The sequence below is a fragment of the Croceivirga radicis genome, from assembly GCF_002072105.2.
Taxonomy (GTDB): Bacteria; Bacteroidota; Bacteroidia; order Flavobacteriales; family Flavobacteriaceae; genus Croceivirga; species Croceivirga radicis.
Map to the genome: position 1 here is coordinate 305,711 of NZ_MTBC01000002.1, position 24,515 is coordinate 330,225.

A 24,515-nucleotide genomic window follows, 5' to 3' on the forward strand; every position below is an offset into this window, starting at 1 on the left:
TCCAAAAGGCAAATTAACAAAATTTAAGCGTTTTGAGCTTTAAATTCTTTTAATTTTTCTATGAGTTCCGGTACTACTTCAAAAGCATCTCCTACAATGCCGTAATCGGCAGCTTTAAAGAAGGGTGCCTCTGGGTCGTTGTTAATAACAACTTTGGTTTTTGAGGCGCTTACGCCTGCTAAATGTTGTATGGCACCAGAAATACCAATAGCTATATAAAGGTTGCTGGCTACTGGTTTACCGGTTTGTCCTACGTGTTCGCTATGCGGTCTCCAACCTAAATCGGATACCGGCTTGGAGCAAGCTGTTGCTGCACCAAGTACTTGGGCAAGCTCTTCTACCATTCCCCAATTTTCTGGACCTTTAAGTCCTCTTCCTCCAGAAACAACTACATCTGCGTCTGCAATTGTAGCCTTACCAACAACTTTATCTACTTCTACAGACTTTACGCCTAAATCAGCATCGCTAATAGTTGGAGAAAAAGATTCCACAGCGGCAGTTGTTTGGTTCTCTATAACCCCATAGGCATTATTAGATACCCCAACAATCTTAACTTCCGTTGTTATTTCGGTGTGGGCAAAACCTTTATTGCTAAAGGCGGTACGCTTTACTACAAACGGGCTAGCACTGTCTGGTGCGCTAACCACGTTAGGGGTATAACCTGCACTTAGCTTTCCAGATAACAATCCGCCTAAAAATTTGGCGTCTGCACTGGAGCTGATGATTACAACTTTTGCCGCTTCTGCTTCCAATGCTTGTTGTATGGCACTAGCATAGGCATTGGCGTTAAAAGTGCTTAATTGATCGTTGCTAATATTCAATACTTTGCTAACTCCGTAAGTACCCAATTCTGATGCATCTTCTACGTTAAAACATACGGCGGTAACCGTTGTTCCCATTTTTGAGGCTACATCATAGGCGTAAGAAGCTACTTCAAAAGCATTCTTTTTTAATTTTCCTTTATCTGATTCTGTATATACTAAAACTGACATGTGTACTTTTTAAATTGATGAAATGGATTAAATTACTTTGGCTTCGTTATGAAGTAAAGAAACCAATTCTGCCACGTTGCCCGCATCTACTAACTTAACAGGGCCTTTAGCGGCTGGTTTTTCAAAAGTTTGATCCTTGGTTAGTGGGTTGCTATCAGATGCAGGAACCACGTTTAAGGCTTTTTTACGGGCCATCATAATACCACGCATGTTTGGTATTTTTAAATCACTTTCCTCAACCAAACCTTTTTGGCCACCTATAATTAGAGGTAAAGAAGTACTAACTTTTTCTTTTCCGCCATCTATTTCTCTCACGGCGGTGGCAGTAGAACCTTCAACTTCTAAACTAATACATGTGTTTACAAAGTTCATGCCTAGCATGGCTGCCAAAATACCAGGCACCATACCACCGTTATAATCAATGGATTCCCGGCCAGCTATAACTAGGTCATACGCACCTTTTTTAATTACCTCTGCCAACTGTGTGGCAACAAAGTAACCATCTGTTGGTACGGCATCTATTCTAATGCCTTCATCCGCACCAATGGCCAAAGCCTTCCGCATTGTAGGTTCAACGCTGGCATCACCTACGGTTGCAATATGTACGGTGGCACCTTGCTTTTCTTTAAACCACATGGCACGGGTTAAACCAAACTCGTCATTTGGGTTAATCACAAATTGAACCCCATTTGTGTCAAACTTGGTATCGCCGTCCGTAAAGTTTATTTTAGATGTAGTATCAGGAACATTACTTATACAAACTAATATTTTCATAGTATTAGGTTAATTTATTACGTTCGTAAAGATAGCTAATTTTCCTAAATTTATTATGCATGCATAATAAATTTTTATGTTTTTTTACTTTTTTTGACTTAAGGGTTCCTGTTTAATTTGCTATTTTTGCTTGCATTTTTAATAAACCACTCCATTTATATATGAAGACACTACAATTTAGGGAAGCTATCGCGGAAGCCATGTCCGAAGAAATGAGACGTGACGACACCATTTATTTAATGGGAGAAGAGGTGGCCGAGTACAATGGTGCTTACAAAGCTTCTAAAGGAATGTTGGATGAATTTGGTCCAGAACGTGTTTTGGATACGCCAATTTCCGAACTTGGTTTTGCGGGTATCGGTGTTGGTTCAGCAATGAACGGTAACAGACCTATAATTGAGTTTATGACCTTCAACTTCTCTTTGGTAGGTATAGATCAAATTATTAATAACGCTGCCAAAATTAGACAAATGTCTGGCGGACAGTTTAATTGTCCAATTGTTTTTAGGGGGCCAACAGCTTCGGCTGGTCAGTTGGCCGCTACGCATTCCCAGGCGTTTGAAAGTTGGTACGCCAACTGTCCGGGGCTAAAGGTAGTGGTGCCTTCTAACCCTGCAGATGCTAAAGGCTTATTAAAAGCTGCGATAAGAGATGATGATCCCGTAATTTTTATGGAGTCTGAACAGATGTATGGCGATAAAGGAGAGGTGCCAGAAGGTGAATTTACTATTCCATTAGGAGTTGCCGATATTAAAAGAGAAGGTACAGACGTTACTATTGTTTCTTTTGGTAAAATCATTAAGGAGGCCTACAAAGCTGCAGATGAATTAGAGAAAGAGGGTATTTCTTGTGAGATCATAGATCTTAGAACGGTACGCCCAATGGATATAGACGCTATTATAAAATCTGTTAAGAAAACCAATAGAATGGTAATCTTAGAGGAAGCATGGCCTTTTGGAAATGTGGCAACAGAGATTATTTATCACGTACAAGATAAAGCATTTGATTACTTAGATGCTCCTATTGTAAAATTGAACACTGCAGATACACCTGCACCCTATTCCCCAGTTTTGTTGGCAGAATGGTTGCCAAACAAAGACGATGTTATCAAGGCTGTTAATAAAGTGTTATATAAAGACTAAAACCGTTTAAGTACGGTATATTAGCCCCTTCAATTTAGATTGATGGGGCTTTTCTTTTTTAAGGAATGGTTTTTGAACCTTGCGATTAAAAACTAGTAAACCAATTGTGGATTTGGGATTTGCAATTCCAAAAAATGTATACTACATGCAGAAATTCCTTTTATATCTTTTCTTCTTATTTGCTGTTTCTGGTCTGGCACAAACTAAAATTAGTGGTATTGTGGTGGATCAAGATGGAGTAGGGGTGCCCTTTGCAAACATTTTATTTAAAGCGGCGTCTGAAGGTACTATTACTAACGATGATGGGCGGTTTTACTTGGAGTCAGATAATACCTATTCCGCTATATTGGTCTCCTATATTGGTTATGAAACCAAAGAAATTGCTTTGGATAAACGGGTCACGTACGATATGGAAATTGTTTTGCAAGAATCCGCAGAACAGTTAGATGAGGTTGTGGTATATACGGGTAAACAATCTAAAAAAAACAATCCAGCAATAGAAATACTCAAGAAAATTTGGGCTAAAAAAAGGCAAAACGGGGTGTATAAATACAAAAGCTATCAATACGATAAATATGAAAAGATAGAGTTTGATTTGAATACCATAGACTCTGCTTTAATTAAGAGTAAGGCGTTTAAAGGATTGGAGTTTATGTTCGAGGATTTAGATACCTCTAGAATTACTGGAAAGACCTACCTGCCCATGTTTTTAAACGAAGTTTTTTCCAAGGTTTACGGGAACAATCAAATTAAAGCAGAAAAAGAAGATGTTCTGGGTAATAAAAGTTCTGGTTTTGCTGGAAACCAAGCTATAACAGCCTTTATAGAAGACCTTTATTCAGACTACGATATTTATAATAATTACCTTAAGTTCTACGACAAAAGTTTTACCAGCCCACTATCTAAAACAGGTGTTGATACCTACAATTATGTATTGGCAGATAGTAGTTACATAGATAATAAATGGTGTTATAACATAATCTACTACCCAAGACGTAAGAATGAATTAACCTTTAAGGGAGATTTTTGGGTAGCGGATACCAGTTTTGCCGTGAAAAAAATTAATCTAGCCGTAACCAAAAGTGCCAATATAAATTGGGTGAAAGATATTTATATAGAGCAAGACTTTGAGGTGGTCAGTGATTCGGTGTTTCTTTTAAAGCGGGATTACATGTTAACCGACTTCGCTTTTAGTAAAAAAGAGGAGTCCAAGGGCGTTTATGGTAAACGTACTACGGTATATGATAATTACAGCTTTAATTTAGAAAGACCTGTAGATTTTTATAAGGCAAAAGCGGATCCTTATGATCCAAGGGTTTTTGAACGCGATAGCCTTTTCTGGAAAAATGCACGTTTAGAGCAATTAAACGATGATGAGGAAGGCATTTTTAAGTTATTAGATACCCTTAAAACAGTACCTAAATTCAAAACCTATTATAACATTGCCAGTGTATTGGGTTCTGGTTACATAGAAATTGATAAATGGAATGTGGATATAGGTGATTTGTACAGCACTTTTGGTATAAACGATGCAGAAGGTATTAGAGTTAGGGGCGGTGCACGTACATATTTTGGTCAAAATGATCCTTGGCGGTTAGAAGCTTATACCGCATATGGGTTTGATGACAAAAAATTTAAGTACGGAATCTCTGGTAAAGTATTGTTAGATCGTAAAAATAGAATTATCCTTTCTGGAGGCAATAGAAGGGATATAGAACAATTGGGTTTAAGCTTAACCAGTACAACAGATGTGCTAGGTAGGAGTATTGCATCTTCTTCCTTGGTCTCCGTAGGCAATAATGATAGGTTAACCAACATCAACCTTTCGGTTTTAAATTTAGAGGCAGAGCCGGTAAAGAATTTAAGATTTAGGGTAGGAGCGTCTTTTAGAACACTAAGTTCTGCACTTCCCAATAGCTTTAGTTTGGATTATCTAGACGACAGTTCGCATACTGGAATTTCATCTGAAATTAAACAGTTCGATATCAACACCACATTAATTTATACACCAGGTAGACGGGTTATTGGTTACGGGGTAGAGCGTTATGATGTTGATGATGATATTAGTACGTTAGTATTGAATTATACCAAAGGCGCCAAGGGTTTTCTAGAAAGCGATTTTGATTATGAGCGCCTTCAGTTTTCCTATACCCAACCATGGCAATTGGGAGGTTTTGGACGACTGTTAAGTACCGTAGAGCTTGGAAAGACCTTTGGCGAGGTACCTTTAGGATTACTTAGCGTGGTTCCCGGTAACCAAACCATATTCTCTTTGTATAATACTTTTCCAAACTTAGATTTCTATGAGTTTGTTACAGATACGTATGCAACGCTACATTTAGAACACAATTTCAATGGCCGTTTGTTCTCAAGGGTTCCTTGGTTACGAGATTTAAACCTTAGGGAAATAGTTGGCATAAGGGCTGCATGGGGCAGTATTTCAGAGGAAAATGTTAGGTTGAGTTCTCCCACGAACATTCCGTTATTGGCCCCAGAAAACAAACCGTACTATGAGTATTCTTTTGGCGTGGGTAACATTTTTAAAATCTTGAGAATCGATTTTAATTTTAGAGGAAATTATTTAGATGCCCCAAATGCACGTCCATTTGGCGTAACAGGTACGTTTGGGTTCAATTTTTAAGCAATAATTGAACTACAATTAACATAGAAATCCATTGTTTACGTTACTTTTGCAACCTAAAATTTAAAATATGGCTAAGCAAGCAGGAGAAAATAAAGGAAAAAACACAGTCACATTTGATGTTCTTATCGAAATCCCAAAAGGTAGTAGAAACAAATATGAGTATGATTTTGCCTTGAATAAAATCCGTTTTGATAGAACATTATTTTCTTCCATGATGTATCCTGGGGATTACGGTTTTGTACCAGAAACCCTGGCTTTAGATAAAGATCCGTTAGATGTATTGGTATTAGGTACGGAACCTACCTTTCCAATGGTAGTTATGGAAGTACGTCCTATAGGCGTGTTTCATATGACAGATGAAAAAGGACCGGATGAAAAAATTATCTGTGTACCGGTGAACGACCCTGTATGGAATAGAAAAAAGGACATCAGTGAAATAAACCCGCACAGAATGAAGGAAATAGAGCATTTCTTTGCGGTTTATAAAGATTTAGAAGAGAAAAAAGTAGATACTGGTGGTTGGGGAGATGCCCAAGAAGCAATTAAGATTTACCAAGAATGTGTAGAGCGTTATGAGAATAGCGAACATAAAGCCAATAGAACATTTATGATATAAGTTCTTACACACTAAAACAAAAAAGCCATCTTTTCTTTAAAAAGATGGCTTTTTTTATTCCTATACAATTGCTTACATTTAGAAGATGTTTAAAAAATTAACAGAATAATAATTAACTGACTAAACTGATTTAAAACTATGGAGCAACTTGTGAATTTTTTGCCGGCATTTGGTGTGTTGGCACTGTTGTATGTTTTTATTAGATCCGGATGGGTCTCTAAACAAGATGTGGGCGATGAGAAAATGGCACGTATTGCCAAGAATATTGCAGATGGGGCCATGTCTTTCTTAAAAGCAGAATATAAAATACTAAGTGTTTTTGTATTGGCCGTTGCCATTTTATTATTTTTCAAAGGGAGCAATGAAGCAGGCTCCAATGGTATGGTCGCCGTTTCCTTTATTGTGGGTGCTATCTGTTCGGCATTGGCTGGTTTTATTGGAATGAAAGTGGCAACAAAGGCAAATGTGCGTACAACGCAAGCAGCAAGAACTTCTTTGGGTAAAGCTTTAGAGGTGGCTTTTGCAGGCGGTGCCGTTATGGGGCTTGGTGTTGTAGGTCTTGGGGTTTTAGGATTAAGTGGCCTTTTCATGGTATATAGCGGTCAGGGCTGGGCTTTGGGCGAAGTGCTAAATGTTTTATCCGGATTTTCTTTAGGAGCCTCTTCTATTGCGCTTTTTGCGCGTGTTGGGGGTGGTATTTATACCAAAGCGGCAGATGTTGGAGCAGACTTGGTTGGAAAGGTAGAAGCGGGTATTCCTGAGGATCACCCGTTAAACCCTGCAACCATTGCCGATAACGTTGGCGATAATGTTGGGGATGTTGCCGGTATGGGTGCAGACCTATTTGAATCGTACGTAGGTTCTATTATTGGTACAATGGTATTGGGTGCTGCATTTACGCAAATACCAGCATTCCAATCTTCGTTTGATGGTTTGGGAGCGGTATATCTTCCTCTGGTACTTGCTGCCGTAGGTATTTTAATGTCTATTGTTGGAACCTTTTTTGTAAAGGTTAAAGATGGGGGCAATCCACAGACAGCCTTGAATATTGGTGAATTTGGTTCTGCTGGTTTAATGCTGGTAGCTTGTTACTTTATTATTAATATGATGCTGCCAGAAAGTTGGTCTTTCAACGGTGTAGAATACGGTTCTTTAGGAGTATTTATAGCCGTTTTGGCTGGTTTAATTGCTGGTTTGGCCGTTGGTAAGGTAACCGAGTATTATACTGGTACCGGTACTAAGCCGGTAAATAGTATTGTGCGCCAATCCGAGACTGGGGCAGCTACCAATATTATTTCTGGTTTGGGCGTAGGTATGATGTCTACTATGTTTCCAATTATATTAATTGCTGCGGCCATTTTGGTATCCCATCATTTTGCGGGTCTATATGGTATTGCCATAGCGGCCGTTGGTATGTTGGCCAATACGGGTATACAATTAGCGGTAGACGCATATGGGCCCATTTCTGATAATGCTGGTGGTATTGCAGAAATGGCAGAATTACCGGGAGAAGTACGTGAACGTACAGATAAGTTAGATGCTGTAGGTAATACTACGGCGGCCATAGGTAAGGGATTTGCCATTGCTTCTGCTGCCTTAACCGCTCTTGCTTTGTTTGCAGCGTTTATGCAAACAGCTGGCGTAACCGGAATAGATGTGTCTAAACCTACGGTAATGGCCGGTTTGTTAATTGGTGGCATGCTACCTTTTGTATTCTCTGCTCTTTCCATGAATGCAGTAGGTAGGGCGGCAATGGCCATGATAGAAGAGGTTAGAAGGCAATTTAGAGACATACCACAGTTAAAAGCAGCTCTTGAAGTTATGCGTGCGGTAGATACAGATATGTCCAAAGCTACTCCAGAACAGCGTGCTATTTTTGATGCAGCTGATGGTGTGGCGGAATATGATAAATGTGTGGCCATCTCTACACAAGCTTCTATTAAGGAAATGGTATTACCGGGCTTACTGGCTATCGCCGTACCTGTCGCAATTGGTTTTATTGGCGGTGCAGAAATGCTAGGTGGGCTATTGGCAGGTGTTACTACCTGCGGGGTTTTAATGGCAATATTTCAATCTAATGCTGGTGGTGCTTGGGACAACGCCAAAAAAACTATAGAAAGTGATGGCCGTAAGGGTACAGATGCACATAAGGCGGCAGTTGTTGGGGATACCGTTGGTGACCCATTTAAAGATACATCTGGACCTTCTTTAAATATACTCTTAAAGTTGATGAGTGTGGTTGCTTTGGTAATTGCACCAAGTATAGCAGTAAGCGCTGATAGTTCAGAAATGGCCGTGAATATTGAAAAAAGAGTTTGGATTGATGAAGATGGAAATCGCCATGAATTAAATGCGGGTGAAGAAATCCATTTTTCGGATGCGCAAACAAAACAGAAAGAAGTAAAAGTAGAAATGCTTAAGAACGAGGATGGTACGGTTACTGCTACTGTTACCTCTAGTGTAGATGGAGAGGCAACAGAAAAAGTATTCACAGGAACTGAGGAAGAGGTAAAAGCTAAACTTAAAAGTTTAGAACAGGTAGAACTAAAAATAGAATAGTATATTTATGTACTACAAAGTAACTTCCCCAAGTTATTTAAGAAGCCACCTCTTAAAAGGTGGCTTCTTTTATTTACTGCAGTTTAAAGGTAATTGGTATGGAAAACGGAACTTTAACGGGTCTTCCGCCTTGTTTTCCTGGTTTAATGGGCGGTAATTTCGCCATAATTCGGCTTGCTTCTTGCTCTAAAATTTTATGAGGTCCACGTAGTTGTAAATTGGTGATTGTCCCCTTTTTATCAATAGTAAATAAAACATGGACCTTACCTTGCAAATTCATGGCTATGGCTTGCTCAGGATATTTAAACGTGTTTTTTACATGTAGTAGCATCATTTCTTGAAAACAGGCCTTTTTGTCGGTCGCATTTTCACATCCAGGAAAAATAGGAGCCTCCTCAACTACGTTTATGGGAATTATTTCATCCTCTGGTTCTTCAATTACCGTAATCTGATTAACAGCCAAAATGTTGTTGGTTGTTGTGCTGGGTATTTCAATTAAGTCTTCAATTATACCTCCGTCGTCCGCTTCAATTTTTATAATTGTAGGAGCCGTATAGCTTTTTTTAGGTGGTTCTGGTAATGTATGATAGGTAATAGGTGGAGTCTCGTCTAGACGAGTAAGTTGGGTGCTAATTTGTTTATATCGGGGTAAGGGCTTGTATGTTTTCCACTCAAGAGCTAGATAGCTTAAACAGAGAATTAACGCTAAACCACTAACAAAAAACAAATTTCTAAGCGGTTCTAGTTGAATTTTTGGATGTTTTTTTACATTCATGACACTTAATTTTAGAATTAGTGTCTTTAATGTAGTAGGCATTTGTTTTGGATAAAACCAATAATGAGTAAACCCTGCCAATAACTGAGTAAAGTAGTTGTTGACAGGGTTTTATATTTAGTTAGTTTGGTTTCTTAAACTGCTGAGCGTAACGCCTTTTTTGCTTGGTAAAGACTTTCTGCCCATTCAATAGCTTCGTGCAAATCCATAAATGTTTGCATTTGATTGCGAACGAACATTTTTTCCAAAAGACTATTATACCATGCTTTTCCTTTTTTGGATGTTACTACGGCATATCCCTTTAGATTGTATTGATATTTGAAAAAATGTACCCAATCTGTTGGTACAACGGAGTAGTTGTTCACCCGGTTAGAAATATAAACTAGGTCTTTACCGTTGTTTTCATATAAGTCTGAAATTTCTGCCACTACATGTTTGGCATGTTCATTCCAGTTAAAGATTATATCTTCCTTAATTTCTGCAATAATAAAATGCTCAAACAAATAATAATCGCCATGCGCATAATTAAGTTCTTGAAAAGCACGGTGATAATAGGGGGATTGTTTTATACTTAACATCTATTCCTTCTGTCATTAATTTCTGTAACAAAATTAGGTCTAGAAGAAAAAATTATAAGCGTAACTCGTTTAAATGCAGCTATTTTAGTTGATTAAACTAAAAAAATCTTTTGACGATAAAAAGAGCAAAACATCGAAGACAAACAATTTAAAAACAACTGAAAATTGTTGCCGTTACTCGAATAGTCCGTGAATTTCCGCATCTATCCTGTTAATTATATTTCCAAGGTCCTCTGGGTTGGACACAAAATCAACATCATCTACATCAATAATCAATAATTTTCCTTTCTCGTAGGTATTGGCCCATGCCTCGTACCGTTCGTTTAATCGGCTTAGGTAATCTATGCTAATACTGCTTTCGTAGTCTCTGCCCCTTTTGTGTATTTGTTTTACCAAGTTTGGGATAGAGCTTCTTAGGTAAATTAATAAGTCTGGCGGTTGCACCAAGCTTTCCATTAACTCAAACAAACTCTTATAGTTGTCAAAATCCCTATTGGTCATCAAACCCATGGCATGCAGGTTTGGTGCAAATATGTGTGCATCCTCATAAATGGTACGGTCCTGTATTACCTTTTTACCGGCTTCTCTAATATTTAAAATTTGCCTATACCTACTATTCAAGAAATAGATTTGTAGGTTAAAACTCCAGCGTTCCATTTGCGTATAAAAATCGTCCAAATAAGGATTGTCCACAACATCTTCAAAATGTGCTTCCCAATTGTAATGTTTGGCTAACAAAGTAGTTAAAGTGGTTTTACCAGCTCCAATATTTCCTGCAATGGCAACGTGCATGTTTGTTTATTTTAAACAGTGTTCTTAAATGAATAGGGGGCTGCAATATACAAGTAATCCTAGGTCCTAAAAAATCTTTTTAGGTAGGTAAATAAGAAAAATAAAATTCAAATTTTTTTACTGTTGGTTAAACCTTTTTTTCATCCAAAGGTCTAAAGTTCATAAAACGACCATATACATGAAATTGAACCACATTTTAATTGTTTGCACCTTACTATGTTTAAGGTTTGCCTGCGCTCAAGATTTTCAAGGCATAGCAACGTATCAAAGCAAGACTACTTTGGATATTAATTTAGAAGGTAGGCGCATACCGGAAGACAGAAAGGCCCAGATAATGGAGCGTATGAAAAAGGGCATGGAGCGTACGTATGACTTAAATTTTGATAGAACGGCAAGTTTATACACAGAACAGCAAGCTTTGGAAACACCAAATACGGATAGTAGGGGTGGCCGTTTTAGAATGATGATGGGTGGCTCTACCGGTATTTATTACAAAGACATACAAACCAAAACATTTAAAAATCAACAAGAACTTTTTGGAAAGGTTTTCTTAGTAGTAGATAGTTTGGAGCCATGGCAATGGAAATTGGGTTCTGAAACCAAGAAAATTGGAAACTACACGGCCTACAAAGCAACGGCTATTAAAAAAATAGATACGAGTAGTACAAATCAGTTTAGACGATTTGGACCGCCACCTCCACCGAGAGATGAGGAGAAAAAGGCGCAAGAAAAGGATAGTACTGGTGCAAAAACGGAAAACACTCTTTTTAACCGAATGGAACAACCTACGGAAAAAGAAATTGTAGCGTGGTATACTCCAGAAATTCCTGTAAGTACAGGACCAGGAAACTATTGGGGTTTACCGGGGCTAATCCTAGAAGTACATGACGATAAAACCGTAATCCTTTGTTCTAAATTAGTGCTAAACCCAACGGAGAAATCTAAAATTGAGGCACCTAAAAAAGGCAAGGAAATTACCCAGGCTGAATATGATGAAATTGTTGCGGATAAGATGAAAGAAATGTCTGAACGATTTAGAGGGGGTAACAGAGGTAGGCAAGGCGGATTTAGACCAAGAGGGTAATGAAGGGTACATATAAAATTGCGGTATGGGTAGGGAGTTTGCTTTTTACCGTAGGAGCGCTAGCTCAAAATATTACCCTAAAAGGTATGGTTAAAGATAGTCTGCAAAACCCTTTAGATATGGCTAATGTTATGGCTGTAAACCAAGATGGGCAGGCCTTAGATGGTTTTGGCATTACTAGCCCTGAAGGTAAATTTCAATTTAATGTAAAGGCAAACGCTACATACGTAATTAGGGTTAGTTTTTTAGGATTTACCACCAAAGAAATTCCCTTGACCACAACAACGCAAGATGTTGATCTAGATGTAGTTCTATATGAATCGGCAGAAAGTTTAGATGAGGTAGAGGTAGTCTATGAGATTCCAGTTTCTATAAAAGGTGACACCATTATTTACAATACGGATTCTTTTGTAACGGGTACGGAAAAAAAATTAGAAGATGTTTTAAGCCGCTTACCTGGGGTAGAAGTAAATGATGACGGCGAGATAGAAGTAGAGGGTAAAACAGTGACCAAGGTAATGGTAGAGGGTGAAGATTTTTTTGATGGCGATTCTAAGCTTGCCGCTAAAAATATTCCTGCAAATGCTTTAGATAAGATAGAAGTGCTACGTAATTATAGTGAAGTTTCACAATTAAAAGGGGTTACAAATAACCAAGATAATGTTGCTATTAATTTAAAACTAAAAGCAGGTAAAAAGAAGTTTTGGTTTGGAGAGATTACCGGTGGTGCAGGTCCAGACGGTAGGTATACCGCCAACCCCAAGTTGTTTTACTATAGCCCGGATTTTAGCTTAAACCTACTAACCAACCTTAACAATGTGGGCGAAGTAGCTTTTTCTAGAAGAGATTATTGGAATTTTACAGGAGGCTTTCAAGGCGCTACCCGTAGCAATGTTGGTACAAGCTTTACTACCGGTTCTAGCGGTTTAGGAATTAGTACGGCACAAAACGATAGGGCTAAAGAAATAGATACCAAATTTGGTGCTTTAAACTTTACCTTAAAACCAACGGATGTATGGACGTTAAATGGTTTTGGCATTTATTCCTATACCAATACGCTTATGGAAACAGAAGCAAGCAGGGTTTTTATTGCAAGTAACCAAACGGAACAAACCACGGCTAGTACAGACCAAGTTTCTAAACTGGGGCTTATAAAGTTGGGGTCTAACTACAAGCCTAACGATACTTTTCAATGGAATTATGATGTTTTGGTAAGGCTATCAGACGAGGAAGAAGTAACAAATACCTTGTCCTTAACAACAACCGCAGATACCATTAACGAGCAAAATAGCCAAAGGCCGACAACTATTACCCAAAATAGTAATGTGTATTATACGGCTAATGAAAGTAACATTTTTGCTTTGGAAGCAAGTTATGAGTATGCAGATGAAAACCCATTTTACAATGCTATTAGGGAGCAGCAACCGTTTTTAGGCACTATTCCTTTTAATGAAGAGCAATCTGTATATAATGTAAATCAGGATCAATACACACAAACCCACCGGTTAGATGCTAAACTGGATTATTTTTGGGTAACCTCCCCCAAAAGTCATGTAAACTTTACCCTGGGCACTACGGTAAGTGAGCAACGTTTTAATTCTAAAATATTTCAAATTTTAGATAACGGCACATCGGAAGATTTTAATGAGAGTGTGTTAAACAATGATGTTGACTTTTCTTTTTCTGATGCTTTCTTGGGTATGCACTACAAACTAGTTGCGGGTAAGTTTACGTTAAATCCTGGTTTTCATGTGCATGCGTATAAAGCCACGAACACTCAATTAGGAACTTCTGTAAGTGATGATTTAGTGAACATAGTGCCAGATATGTTTATTCAATATCAATTTAAAGATTCGGAGAGCTTACGCTTTAATTATAACATTACGCGGAGTTTTTCAGATATTAACAGCTTTGCTTCGGGTTACATCTTTAACAATTACAACTCGCTCTATCAGGGTAATCGGGATTTAGAAAGTGCATTGTATCATAATGTTAGCTTAAACTTTTTCAGTTTTAAAATGTTTAATCAGCAAAATATTTTTGCAAATGCCTCTTACAGCAAACGCATAGACGCATTTAAGACCAATACCAGTATTACGGGTATAAATCAGGTAAACTCACCTATAAATTCCAATTTGGAAGATGAGACCCTGTCTGCCAATGGCAATTACCAAAGAACTTTTGGAAAGTTAAAAGTTAGTGCCCAAACCGGACTTTCTTATGGTAATACCAATAACATTGTTAACGGTGAAGCTCAAAATTCGCAATCGTTCACCCAAAATTATACGGCTTCTGTGGGTAGTAGTTTTGTAAAGGCTCCTAATTTAGAGCTGGGTTACCGCTACACGGTAAACGATTACAATACTGGTGCCACCAACGCTACGTTTTATACAGAAAGGCCATTTGCTAAGTTTGATGCCGCTTTCTTAAACGGCTTTGTGTTCTTGGCAGATTATGATTACTACTTTTATAGGGATAAGGCAGAAACGGTAGAAAATAAATATGGTTTCTTAAATGCCAGTTTATCCTATCAAAAACCTAAAAGTAAGTGGGAATATAGTATTGAGGCTACCAATTTGACTAATAATGAGGTGCTGAATAGGGATACGTATAACGACAATTTTATAAGTACTTCTGCCTATTTTGTGCAGCCAAGGTATCTGATATTTAAAATTAAGTACGATTTATAATTTTCAATTTTGTCAAAAGCATTTGGCTTCCTACTTTTGTCCTCCATTAATGAGGAAGGATTTGACTGATTGCAACCTCAGAAGTTGAAACTGGTTTTCGGCGGAAATAAAAAAATGCTAAAAAGTGGTGTTAACTTCTTTGGGGTGTTTCGTCAAATCTATCCATAAAATTGAAATGAATGCCCTATTTATTTACTTCGGAGTCCGTTAGCGAAGGACATCCAGATAAAATAGCAGACCAGATTAGCGATGCCTTGTTAGACAACTTTTTGGCGTTTGACCCAGAAAGTAAGGTTGCATGTGAGACCTTGGTAACTACGGGCCAAGTGGTATTGGCCGGTGAAGTAAAGAGCGATACCTACTTAGATGTGCAAACCATAGCTAGAGAGGTAATTAACAAAATAGGTTACACCAAAGGAGAATACCAGTTTAGTGGCGATTCTTGTGGCGTAATTTCTTTAATACATGAGCAAAGCCAAGATATTAACCAAGGTGTAGACCGTGCTACTAAAGAAGAACAGGGTGCAGGAGACCAAGGGATGATGTTTGGTTACGCTACTAAGGAGACCGAAAATTACATGCCTTTGGCTTTGGATATTTCTCATAAAATTTTGCAGGTATTGGCAGATTTAAGGAGAGAAGGCAAAGAAATATCCTATCTACGTCCAGATGCAAAGGCACAGGTTACCATAGAGTATTCTGATGAAAACGTACCGCAGCGTATAGATACAATTGTGGTTTCTACCCAGCACGATGCTTTTGACGAGGACGATGCTATGTTGGCTAAAATCAAAAAGGACATTATTGAAATCTTGATTCCGCGTGTAAAGGAACAATTGCCAGCCTATGTGCAAGCATTGTTTAATGATAGTATAACGTATCATATAAACCCTACTGGCAAGTTTGTAATAGGAGGTCCGCACGGAGATGCTGGTCTTACAGGTCGTAAAATTATAGTAGATACCTATGGTGGCAAAGGAGCGCATGGTGGTGGTGCCTTTAGTGGTAAAGACCCGAGTAAGGTAGACCGTAGTGCCGCATACGCGGCAAGACATGCTGCCAAAAATTTAGTGGCCGCAGGGGTTGCAGATGAGATTTTGGTGCAGGTGAGTTACGCTATTGGTGTAGTAGAGCCTACCTCTATTTTTGTAGATACTTATGGTACCGCAAAAGTTGATTTATCTGATGGTGCAATAGCTAAAAAAGTGGCAGAATTGTTTGATATGCGTCCGTTTGCTATTGAAGAACGCCTTAAACTACGTAACCCTATCTATTTAGAGACCGCCGCTTACGGGCATATGGGTAAAACCCCGCAAACCGTAACCAAGGTTTATGAATCTCCTTATAACGGTAGAATAGAAAAAGAGGTAGAGTTGTTTACTTGGGAAAAATTAGATCAAATAGATGCGGTAAAAGCTGCTTTTGGCATCTAAAAGAATAATTCTATATCCCTTTAGAATAGAAAAAACCGCTAAGCAATTAGCGGTTTTTTAGTTTAATTAAAATTAAAAACTTCGTAGTTTTAAATGCTAACAAACAGACCATCTATGAAGTTTATCTTTAAGTACACCGTATTAGTTGTATTCCTAATTGCTGCCCAAGCATGTAAAAAGACCGGCAAAGCAGATACAAATGCAGAATTATCAGATAATTACGTTGCCGATAATTACACCAAACAAGAAGTAGATATACCCATGCGAGACGGGGTAAATTTGCATACCACCATATATACTCCAAAAGATACATCGCAAGAATATCCAATAATTATGCAGCGAACACCCTATAGTTCCGCGCCCTATGGAGATGGTAAGTATAAAAGTAAAATAGCGCCTAACGTTAATATGATGAAGGAAGGCTACATTGTAGTTTACCAAGATGTAAGGGGAAGATGGATGAGTGAGGGACATTATGAGAATATGCGCGCTTACATCCCAAACAAAACAAGTAATGAACAAGTAGATGAAAGTACGGATACGTATGATACCATTGATTGGTTGGTGAAAAATGTAAAAAACAACAACGGCAGAGTTGGGGTATGGGGAATTTCATATCCTGGAATGTATGCTACCTACGCTACCATAGATGCGCATCCTGCATTAAAAGCCGCTTCGCCACAGGCATGTATTGGAGATTTTTTCTTCGACGATTTTCACCACAATGGTGCTTATATGTTAAGTTATTTTAGGGCCACCTCTCTTTTTGGTACACCTAGGCCAAATGGAGACAGCCCAATAGATACGGCATGGTACACCTTGCCAAACATAGGAACAGAAGACCAATATCAGTTTTTCTTGGACCAAGGACCGTTAGAGAATTTAGACCGATTTTTTGAGTATGAGACAGCGGATACCCCAAAAATGCGACCAGAAGGTAAAACAGACGATTATTTCTGGAACGAGTTAAAAGAACATCCAAATTATGATGAGTTGTGGCAGAGCCGTGGTTTAATTCAACATTTAGATAAAACCAAGAGCCATGTTGCAACAATGGTAGTAGGTGGTTGGTTTGATGCAGAAGATTTATATGGTCCTTTAGAGACCTATAAGAATATAGAAAAGCACAACAAAGGGGCATATAATACAATGGTATTTGGGCCTTGGGATCATGGTAGATGGGCACGTAGAAGCGAAAGAAATTTAGTAGGCAATTATTATTTTGGTGATTCTATCTCTGTTTTTTATCAAGATCAGATAGAAACCAAATTTTTTCATCACTTTTTAAAAGGGGATGGTGACCAGAATTCTGGACTACCAGAAGCCTATGTATTTGATTCTGGTAAAAAAGATTGGTCTCAATTTGATGCGTGGCCACCAAAGAACACCTCTAAAAAAGCCTTTTATCTAAGTGAGGATGAAAGGTTAACAACAGATCAACAAACTACTTCTGGTATTCAATTTGTTAGTAATGTAAAGAAGCCAGTGCCGTACTCGGAAGATATTAAATCTGTTTTTACACCTAGAAAGTATATGACAGATGATCAACGCTTTGCAGCTCGTAGGGCAGACGTATTGGTTTTTGAAACCGAGGTGTTGGACGAAGATTTGACCTTGGCAGGTTCTATCTTGGCCAACCTACAGGTGGCTACTACTGGTACTGCCGCAGACTGGGTAGTTAAGGTAATAGATGTACATCCAGAAGATGTAGAAACCAATGAAGAAATGCAGGACCATCTTAAAATGAGCAACTATCATTTAATGGTAAGAAGTGAGGTTTTAAGGGGTAGGTTTAGAAATAGCTTTTTACAGCCAGAACCCTTTACTCCTAATGAAAAGACTGCCGTTACCATAAAACTACAAGATGTTTTCCACACCTTTAAAAAAGGGCATAAACTACAAGTGCAGGTCCAAAGTACTTGGTTTCCACTTATAGATTTAAATCCGCAAACTTATGTAGATAATATTTTCAAGGCTAAAGCGTCTGATTTTAAAACACAGACTCATACTGTATTTACAGATTCCAATATTGAATTTACTGTGCTACAGTGAAATCAAACGCCATAAAAAATAGTTCAAAAAAGCGTCCTTGGCCCACCAAGGACGCCATGCAACAAATCTACGAACTAGGTTTTTGGGGCTCAGGAAGCAATCCTTATTATTCTGGTCATGGTTCTCACCATCCAAAATATGTAACACCCTATATTTCTGCTGTATCTCAGTTTTTAAGCAGTTTTACAAACCCAATCAAGGTATGCGATCTTGGCTGTGGAGATTTCAATATAGGCAAGCAGCTGATTCCCTTTGTTTCAGAATATATTGGGGTAGATATTGTACCGGCACTCATTCAATTCAATCAAGAAAAGTATGGCACGGATAACGTGTATTTTAAGTGTTTAAATTTGGCAGAAGAGGAACTGCCAAAGGCAGATTGTGCTATTGTTAGGCAGGTGCTGCAACATTTATCCAATACAGAGATTGAAAGTATAGTACCCAAGTTGTATCAGTATAACTACCTAATACTAACAGAACACCTTCCAGAAGGTAAATTTCAGCCTAATTTAGATATCATTTCGGGAAGAAACATTCGCTTAAGAAAAAATAGCGGTGTAATTCTAGAAGCAGCACCGTTTAACTTTAAGCCAATAGCAAAAAAGCAGTTGCTGGCCATCCCAGATGCTACAAATGGAGGTGTTATAATCACTACCTTATATCAATGTAATTAAAATAACCAAATTGAGATTTACATGCTTCCAAGAATTCTGTTTAGGGCTATAATTGTTTATGTTTAAGGGAAATATGAGGATATGAAAACTCCGTACTACGTGTTTGTATTTTTTGTGTTATTAATTTTAAATCCAGTTAACGCACAGGAATCTGTGTTTGTATCTGACTTTATAGAACGGTTAGAGAATTCACAAAAATACGTGGAGCAAGTGGCAGAGCTCATGCCAGCGGAAAAGTACCAGTATAGGGCTTCAGAAGAATCCTTGAGTTTTGCACAAAATTTAATGCATATCGGCTTTGCTTTAAACTGGCATTCTAAAACCTTACTTGGTGAAATAAAAACCCCAACTTGGCAAGAAGATACAGTGTACAAAACTAAGGGAAAGTCAAAAAAAGAAATGATAGCAATTGTGAATGCCACGTTTAAGGAAGCTATTTCAGTGTTAAAGCAATTAGATTCTAATGAACTTGAAAATCTATTAGATTATTTTGGTTTAGATAGGACCAAAAGGCAAATCTGTTTGCTTTTGGCAGACCATATTACGCATCACCGAGCTCAAATGATAGTCTATTTAAGATTAAACGGAATTACACCGCCACGGTATGTGCTGTATCAATAATCCATAGAAAGACGGGTGGTTAGCGTTTATTAAAACAACTGTTACAAATTAAATAGAAAAGGAGTAATCCTTTAAAAAAAGGTAAAACATTAGGAATTCTAATATTTCTGCCTTTATATTTGCCCTATAAAGTTCACACACGTATTGAATAGTTATCAAGAAAGGTGGAGGGAATAGACCCTTTGAAGCCTTAGCAACCCTTGAGCGTTACCAACGACTGTTGGTACTCCAAGAAGGTGCTACATTCTACCCTTGTGGGAAGGATAACACACAGAGAATTTCTCATCTATCTTCTTATAACTTTTTTATACCTGTTTACGACAAACATGTCGTTGGCTTTTAGTATTCAATTTTTAATAGTCGATAAAAACAGAAACATGAGTAATTCACAATTTGCAACCAACGTTTTACACGCAGGCCATGATACCACACAAACGGGCGGTACCAGAGCTGTTCCCATTTACCAATCTACCTCTTATGTATTTAACAATACGGACCACGCGGCCAATTTATTTTCTTTGGCAGAACTTGGTTTTATCTATACCCGATTAAATAACCCTACCAATCAAATTTTACAGGAGCGTTTAGCTGCTATTGAAGGGGGTGTAGGTGCTGTAGTTTTTGCATCGGGTACTGCTGCCATTTCTACCGGTTTGCTAACTTTATTAAAAGCAGGAGACCATATTGTGGCTTCTAGTAGTCTATATGGAGGCACCTATAATTTGCTAAATGTAACCTTACCAAGATTAGGTATTACCACTACGTTTGTAGATGCCGCAGACCCAGAGAATTTTGGCAAAGCAGTACAAGAAAATACCCGTGCGTTTTTTGTAGAATCCTTAGGAAATCCAAAATTGGATGTGTTGGATTTAAAAGGGATTTCTAAACAGGCAAAAGCAGCGCAGGTTCCTTTTATTGTAGATAATACGGTAGCAACACCGGGCTTACTAAATCCTATTGAACATGGTGCCAATTTGGTAATACACTCGTTGACCAAATATATTGGTGGTCAAGGTAATTCTCTAGGTGGTGCTATAATAGATGCAGGAACGTTTGATTGGAGCAATGGTAAATTCCCAGAATTTACAGAGCCTTCTGCAGGTTACCATGGTTTGGTATACCATGAGGCCTTGGGCGCCGCAGCATTTACTTTTAAACTGATTTTAGAAGGACTTCGTGATTTTGGTGGGGCATTGAGTCCTTTTAACGCCTTCCAGATTATCCAAGGATTAGAAACCTTGCCGGTACGTATAAAACAACATAGTGAAAACGCCTTGGCATTGGCAGAATGGTTAGAAGGTAGAGAAGAAGTAGCTTGGGTAAATTATCCAGGTTTAAAGAGTAGTAAGTACAATAGCCTTGCACAAGAATATTTGCCTAAAGGGCAAAGTGGTATTGTTACTTTTGGGGTCAAAGGTGGTTTTGAAGCAGCAAAACAATTAACAGACGCAACCAAGGTCTTCTCTTTATTGGCTAATATTGGTGATACCAAATCTTTAATTATACACCCAGCGAGTACCACACACCAGCAATTGAGTGTGGAGCAGCAAGCAAGTGCCGGGGTTACACAAGATTTGATTCGCTTGTCTGTTGGTTTAGAAGATATAGCGGATTTAAAGTCCGATTTACAACAGGCATTCGCGGCCGTAAAATAATACAGTTAAAGAGGGTTTACCCTAAGTAATTTAATCCCATACATGTTACATCAATTTAAGATAGAAAATTTCAATACCCTGAGTGGTGCTACGCAAGACATTCAATTGTCTTATCAGCTTTTTGGTAAAGAATTGCACACGGCCCCAATTGTGATGGTGAATCATGCGTTGACGGGTAACTCAAATGTTACCGGAGACGAGGGCTGGTGGTCAGAAATTATTGGAGAAGGAAAATGTATAGATACCCAAATTTATACCGTGCTGGCATTTAACATTCCGGGTAATGGGTTTGATGGCTTTGTCATAGAAAATTATAAAGATTTTGTGGCTGGCGATATGGCACGTATTTTTCTAAAAGGATTAGAATTACTTAAGGTAACCCACTTACATGCTTTGGTAGGTGGTTCTTTGGGTGGCGGCATTGCTTGGGAAATGATTGCGTTAAAACCTGATATTGCCGATAATTTAATACCCGTGGCATCCGATTGGAAATCTACGGATTGGTTAATTGCCAACTGCCAAATTCAAGAACAGTTTTTGGTCAATTCCAAGAATCCAGTGCATGATGCTCGTATGCATGCCATGCTGTGTTACCGTACACCAGAGTCTTTTAAAGAACGCTTTAAAAGAAGTACCAATGAGGAGCTCAATGTGTTCAATGTAGAAAGTTGGTTAATGCACCACGGTAAAAAGTTGCAAGAACGCTTTCAACTATCAGCATATAAGTTGATGAACCAACTACTCAAGACTATTGATATAACTCGCAATGGTGAAGCCATTTTTACCAAGATTGAAGAAAGCAACATACGCATACACATCATTGGGGTAAATTCTGATTTGTTTTTTACCGCAGAAGAAAACAAGGAAACGTACAAAAGATTGGCTCAAAGTAGTAGCAATGTTACCTACGGTGAGGTACAATCGTTGCATGGGCATGATGCATTTTTAATAGAATTTAAACAATTAGAAAATTTAATACGCCCAGTATTTGAGCAGCAACGCGTTCAATCTGGATTAAAGGTTTTAAAATTTGGGGGTCGTTCTTTGGCCAACGGTAAAGGTTTAAATGCGGTTTTGGACATACTAACCCAAAGGGTTGCGGCTGGCGAACGTTTGGCGGTTGTACTTTCTGCTAGAGAAAAAGCTACGGACACCTTGGAGCGTATGTTAGAAAAAGCCGCTTCTGGAGGGGATTATAGCGTAGATCTACAAAGCTTTGCCCTTTACCAACTGGCAGGTTTGGCCCAAGTAGATATGAGTCAAGAACTTTCGGTATTGGAAAGCAAATTAAATGGTGTTGCCCTTTTGGGCGATTATAGTGCCAAAACCAAAGATGAGGTGTTGTCTTTTGGCGAGCTTATTTCAGGGCAATTGGTGAGCCGATTGTTAAAGGAAAAGGGTATTAACGCGGTATTTATAGATTCGCGCCAGCTCATAAAAACAGATAATGCTTTTGGCGAAGCAAAGGTAGACGAAGGTTTGTCCAAGATCAAGGTGGTTGAAAAATTTGCCCAATTAGCACCAGATGCAGTGCCAATTATTACGGGCTTTATTGCCTCTAATGAAAAAGGTGAAACTACTACTTTAGGTAGAAATGGTAGTAACTACACCGCATCTCTATTTGCCAATTTTTTAGATGCAGAGGAATTACTGAATTATACACATGTAGACGGAATTTTTACCGCAAACCCAGATGTGGTCACAGATGCCAAAATCATAGATTCACTTTCATTTGCAGAGGCAAATGAGCTAGCCAATTTTGGGGCTAATATTCTTCATGCAAAAACTATAATCCCGCTTTTAGAAAAGAATATTCCCTTACGTATTTTAAATACGTTCAATCCAGAATCTAACGGTACATTGATCAGTGCCGATGGTGGCAAACAAGGTATTACCTCTTTGAGTGTAATGGAAAATATGGCGTTGATTAACCTAGAAGGTCGTGGTTTGCTAGGTAAAGCGGGTGTAGATGCGCGTATTTTTAATGCCTTGGGCCGCAGAAATATAAGTGTAGGTATCATATCTCAAGGTTCCTCAGAAAGGGGTATTGGTTTGGTGGTAAATGCCAAGCGCGCTTTGGATGCCAAAAAAGCGCTTGAAGATGAATTTGCAAATGATTTTGGTTCTAAAGACGTTAACAGTATTTCGGTAAATAAAGAGGTAGTGGTAATTTCTGTGGTGGGGCAAGATTTGAGCTCTTTTCACGAACCGTTTAATGCGCTGATCAAGAATAAGGTTGTGCCTATTTTATTCAACAATACGGTGTCTGGTAAAAACATCAGTTTGGTGTTCCATAAACAAGATTTACACAAAGCCGCCAACGTTATGCATGGGCAAATTTTTGGTATCGCAAAGCGAATTAACCTTGCTATTTTTGGAGTAGGTACGGTAGGTGGCACACTTATAGACCAAATTTTGGCTTCTAAAGAAAGCATTGTAGATAGAAAAGGGATAGAGGTAAATATTTTCGCTATCGCTAATTCTAAAAAAGTGTTGTTAAATAGAAAAGGTGTTGGTGCCCAATGGAAGCAGAACCTCTTAGGGCAAGGAGAAAGCTATAATTTAGACACGCTTATAAAGTTTGCACAAGAAAATCACTTAGAAAACTTAATCGCAGTGGATAACACAGCGAATGCGGAATTTGTGAAACACTACACTAAACTTATTAAGAGCGGGTTCGACTTGGTATCGTCTAATAAAATAGCCAATACGCTTGATTATCAGTTTTATAAGGATGTTAGAAAGGAGTTGAATGCCAACCGCAAACAGTATTTGTACGAGACAAACGTGGGGGCAGGCTTACCTTTGATAGACACCATTAAATTGTTGCATTTATCAGGAGAGAATATTACCCGCATAAAAGGGGTGTTCTCAGGTTCTTTAAGTTACATATTTAATACCTTTTCTGTAGCCGATGTGCCTTTTTCTAAAGTAGTATTAGAAGCAAAAGAGAAGGGATATACGGAGCCAGACCCTAGGGAAGATTTATCTGGGAACGATGTAGGTAGAAAGTTGTTGATATTGGCTCGTGAGCTAGAGTTAGAGAATGAGTTTTCTGATATAAAAATCAAGAATTTGATTCCAGAGCAATTGAGGAATGTAGACCAGGATACCTTTTTGGAACGTGTTTCTGAACTGGATGCCGAATTTAAAGCGGTAAAAGAAAATCAAGATGCGGACCATGTTTTACGTTATGTGGGCGATTTGCATGGCGATTTGCAACAAGATAAAGGAGTGTTAGAAGTAAAATTAATTTCTGTGCCAAAGTCAAGTGCTTTAGGACAAATAAGTGGTTCGGATTCCATTATTGAAATTTATACGGAATCATATGGTGAGAACCCAATTACCATACAAGGTGCCGGCGCGGGTGCTGCGGTAACCGCACGTGGCGTATTTGGAGATATTTTGCGCATAGCAGAGAAAGGCTAGTTTTT

General features: G+C 38.4%; 17 protein-coding genes and 1 riboswitch. Of the genes, 12 read left to right on the forward strand and 5 right to left on the reverse strand.

Annotated features, from left to right (window positions below; genetic code table 11):
- Window positions 1-23 precede the first annotated feature (23 nt).
- Together BUL40_RS04250 and BUL40_RS04255 are read right to left on the reverse strand one after the other, a co-directional pair.
- Entirely contained in the window at window positions 24-992 is a 969-nt protein-coding gene (locus tag BUL40_RS04250; RefSeq protein WP_010518311.1) for an electron transfer flavoprotein subunit alpha/FixB family protein, read from the reverse strand.
- A gap of 27 nt (window positions 993-1,019) precedes the next feature.
- Window positions 1,020-1,766 carry an electron transfer flavoprotein subunit beta/FixA family protein gene (locus tag BUL40_RS04255; protein WP_010518310.1) on the reverse strand — a complete coding sequence of 249 codons (747 nt, stop codon included), beginning with the start codon at window positions 1,764-1,766 and terminating at the stop codon, window positions 1,020-1,022.
- A 161-nt stretch (window positions 1,767-1,927) separates the two neighbouring features.
- On the opposite strand from BUL40_RS04255, the gene BUL40_RS04260 reads away from it, so the two are divergent.
- The 4 genes from BUL40_RS04260 (at window position 1,928) to BUL40_RS04275 (ending at window position 8,727) form a co-directional block, all read left to right on the forward strand.
- Window positions 1,928-2,908, forward strand: coding sequence for a pyruvate dehydrogenase complex E1 component subunit beta (locus BUL40_RS04260; RefSeq protein ID WP_010518307.1), 981 nt, complete (start codon window positions 1,928-1,930; stop codon window positions 2,906-2,908).
- A gap of 145 nt (window positions 2,909-3,053) precedes the next feature.
- Window positions 3,054-5,549, forward strand: a complete 2,496-nt coding sequence (locus BUL40_RS04265; protein ID WP_080318311.1) for a DUF5686 family protein — start codon at window positions 3,054-3,056, stop codon at window positions 5,547-5,549.
- Window positions 5,550-5,619: 70 nt separating this feature from the next.
- Window positions 5,620-6,168: an inorganic diphosphatase gene (locus BUL40_RS04270; protein ID WP_010518302.1), complete on the forward strand. Its 549-nt coding sequence runs from the start codon at window positions 5,620-5,622 to the stop codon at window positions 6,166-6,168.
- A gap of 138 nt (window positions 6,169-6,306) precedes the next feature.
- Entirely contained in the window at window positions 6,307-8,727 is a 2,421-nt protein-coding gene (locus BUL40_RS04275) for a sodium-translocating pyrophosphatase (protein ID WP_080318205.1), read from the forward strand.
- Between the two features lie 73 nt (window positions 8,728-8,800).
- On the opposite strand, the gene BUL40_RS04280 is transcribed toward BUL40_RS04275, so the two are convergent.
- The 3 genes from BUL40_RS04280 to BUL40_RS04290 all read right to left on the reverse strand — a co-directional run bounded on the left by BUL40_RS04280 (window position 8,801) and on the right by BUL40_RS04290 (window position 10,872).
- On the reverse strand, window positions 8,801-9,502 hold the full coding sequence (locus tag BUL40_RS04280; RefSeq protein ID WP_176465444.1) for an energy transducer TonB: 702 nt from the start codon (window positions 9,500-9,502) through the stop codon (window positions 8,801-8,803).
- A gap of 134 nt (window positions 9,503-9,636) precedes the next feature.
- The gene (locus BUL40_RS04285; RefSeq protein ID WP_080318207.1) at window positions 9,637-10,080 is read right to left on the reverse strand and encodes a hypothetical protein; all 444 of its coding nucleotides are present in this window, start codon (window positions 10,078-10,080) and stop codon (window positions 9,637-9,639) included.
- Window positions 10,081-10,254: 174 nt separating this feature from the next.
- Window positions 10,255-10,872 (reverse strand): deoxynucleoside kinase, encoded by a 618-nt coding sequence (locus tag BUL40_RS04290; RefSeq protein WP_010518501.1) that lies wholly within the window; start codon window positions 10,870-10,872, stop codon window positions 10,255-10,257.
- A 178-nt stretch (window positions 10,873-11,050) separates the two neighbouring features.
- On the opposite strand from BUL40_RS04290, the gene BUL40_RS04295 reads away from it, so the two are divergent.
- The 8 genes from BUL40_RS04295 to thrA all read left to right on the forward strand — a co-directional run bounded on the left by BUL40_RS04295 (window position 11,051) and on the right by thrA (window position 24,510).
- Entirely contained in the window at window positions 11,051-11,956 is a 906-nt protein-coding gene (locus tag BUL40_RS04295) for a GLPGLI family protein (RefSeq protein ID WP_080318208.1), read from the forward strand.
- The gene (locus BUL40_RS04300; RefSeq protein ID WP_080318209.1) at window positions 11,956-14,646 is read left to right on the forward strand and encodes a carboxypeptidase-like regulatory domain-containing protein; all 2,691 of its coding nucleotides are present in this window, start codon (window positions 11,956-11,958) and stop codon (window positions 14,644-14,646) included. The genes BUL40_RS04295 and BUL40_RS04300 overlap by 1 nt, the downstream gene beginning before the upstream one ends.
- Before the next feature lie 179 nt (window positions 14,647-14,825).
- Window positions 14,826-16,079 carry a methionine adenosyltransferase gene (gene metK, locus BUL40_RS04305; protein ID WP_080318210.1) on the forward strand — a complete coding sequence of 418 codons (1,254 nt, stop codon included), beginning with the start codon at window positions 14,826-14,828 and terminating at the stop codon, window positions 16,077-16,079.
- A 114-nt stretch (window positions 16,080-16,193) separates the two neighbouring features.
- Window positions 16,194-18,131 (forward strand): CocE/NonD family hydrolase, encoded by a 1,938-nt coding sequence (locus BUL40_RS04310; protein ID WP_080318211.1) that lies wholly within the window; start codon window positions 16,194-16,196, stop codon window positions 18,129-18,131.
- Window positions 18,132-18,187: 56 nt separating this feature from the next.
- Window positions 18,188-18,805, forward strand: coding sequence for a class I SAM-dependent methyltransferase (locus tag BUL40_RS04315; RefSeq protein WP_244901818.1), 618 nt, complete (start codon window positions 18,188-18,190; stop codon window positions 18,803-18,805).
- 81 nt (window positions 18,806-18,886) lie between these two features.
- Window positions 18,887-19,426: a DinB family protein gene (locus BUL40_RS04320; protein ID WP_244901819.1), complete on the forward strand. Its 540-nt coding sequence runs from the start codon at window positions 18,887-18,889 to the stop codon at window positions 19,424-19,426.
- A 149-nt stretch (window positions 19,427-19,575) separates the two neighbouring features.
- Window positions 19,576-19,696, forward strand: a riboswitch (SAM riboswitch).
- Window positions 19,697-19,803: 107 nt separating this feature from the next.
- Window positions 19,804-21,081, forward strand: coding sequence for an O-acetylhomoserine aminocarboxypropyltransferase/cysteine synthase family protein (locus BUL40_RS04325; RefSeq protein WP_080318213.1), 1,278 nt, complete (start codon window positions 19,804-19,806; stop codon window positions 21,079-21,081).
- A 42-nt stretch (window positions 21,082-21,123) separates the two neighbouring features.
- Window positions 21,124-24,510: a bifunctional aspartate kinase/homoserine dehydrogenase I gene (gene thrA, locus BUL40_RS04330; RefSeq protein ID WP_080318214.1), complete on the forward strand. Its 3,387-nt coding sequence runs from the start codon at window positions 21,124-21,126 to the stop codon at window positions 24,508-24,510.
- Window positions 24,511-24,515 lie beyond the last annotated feature (5 nt).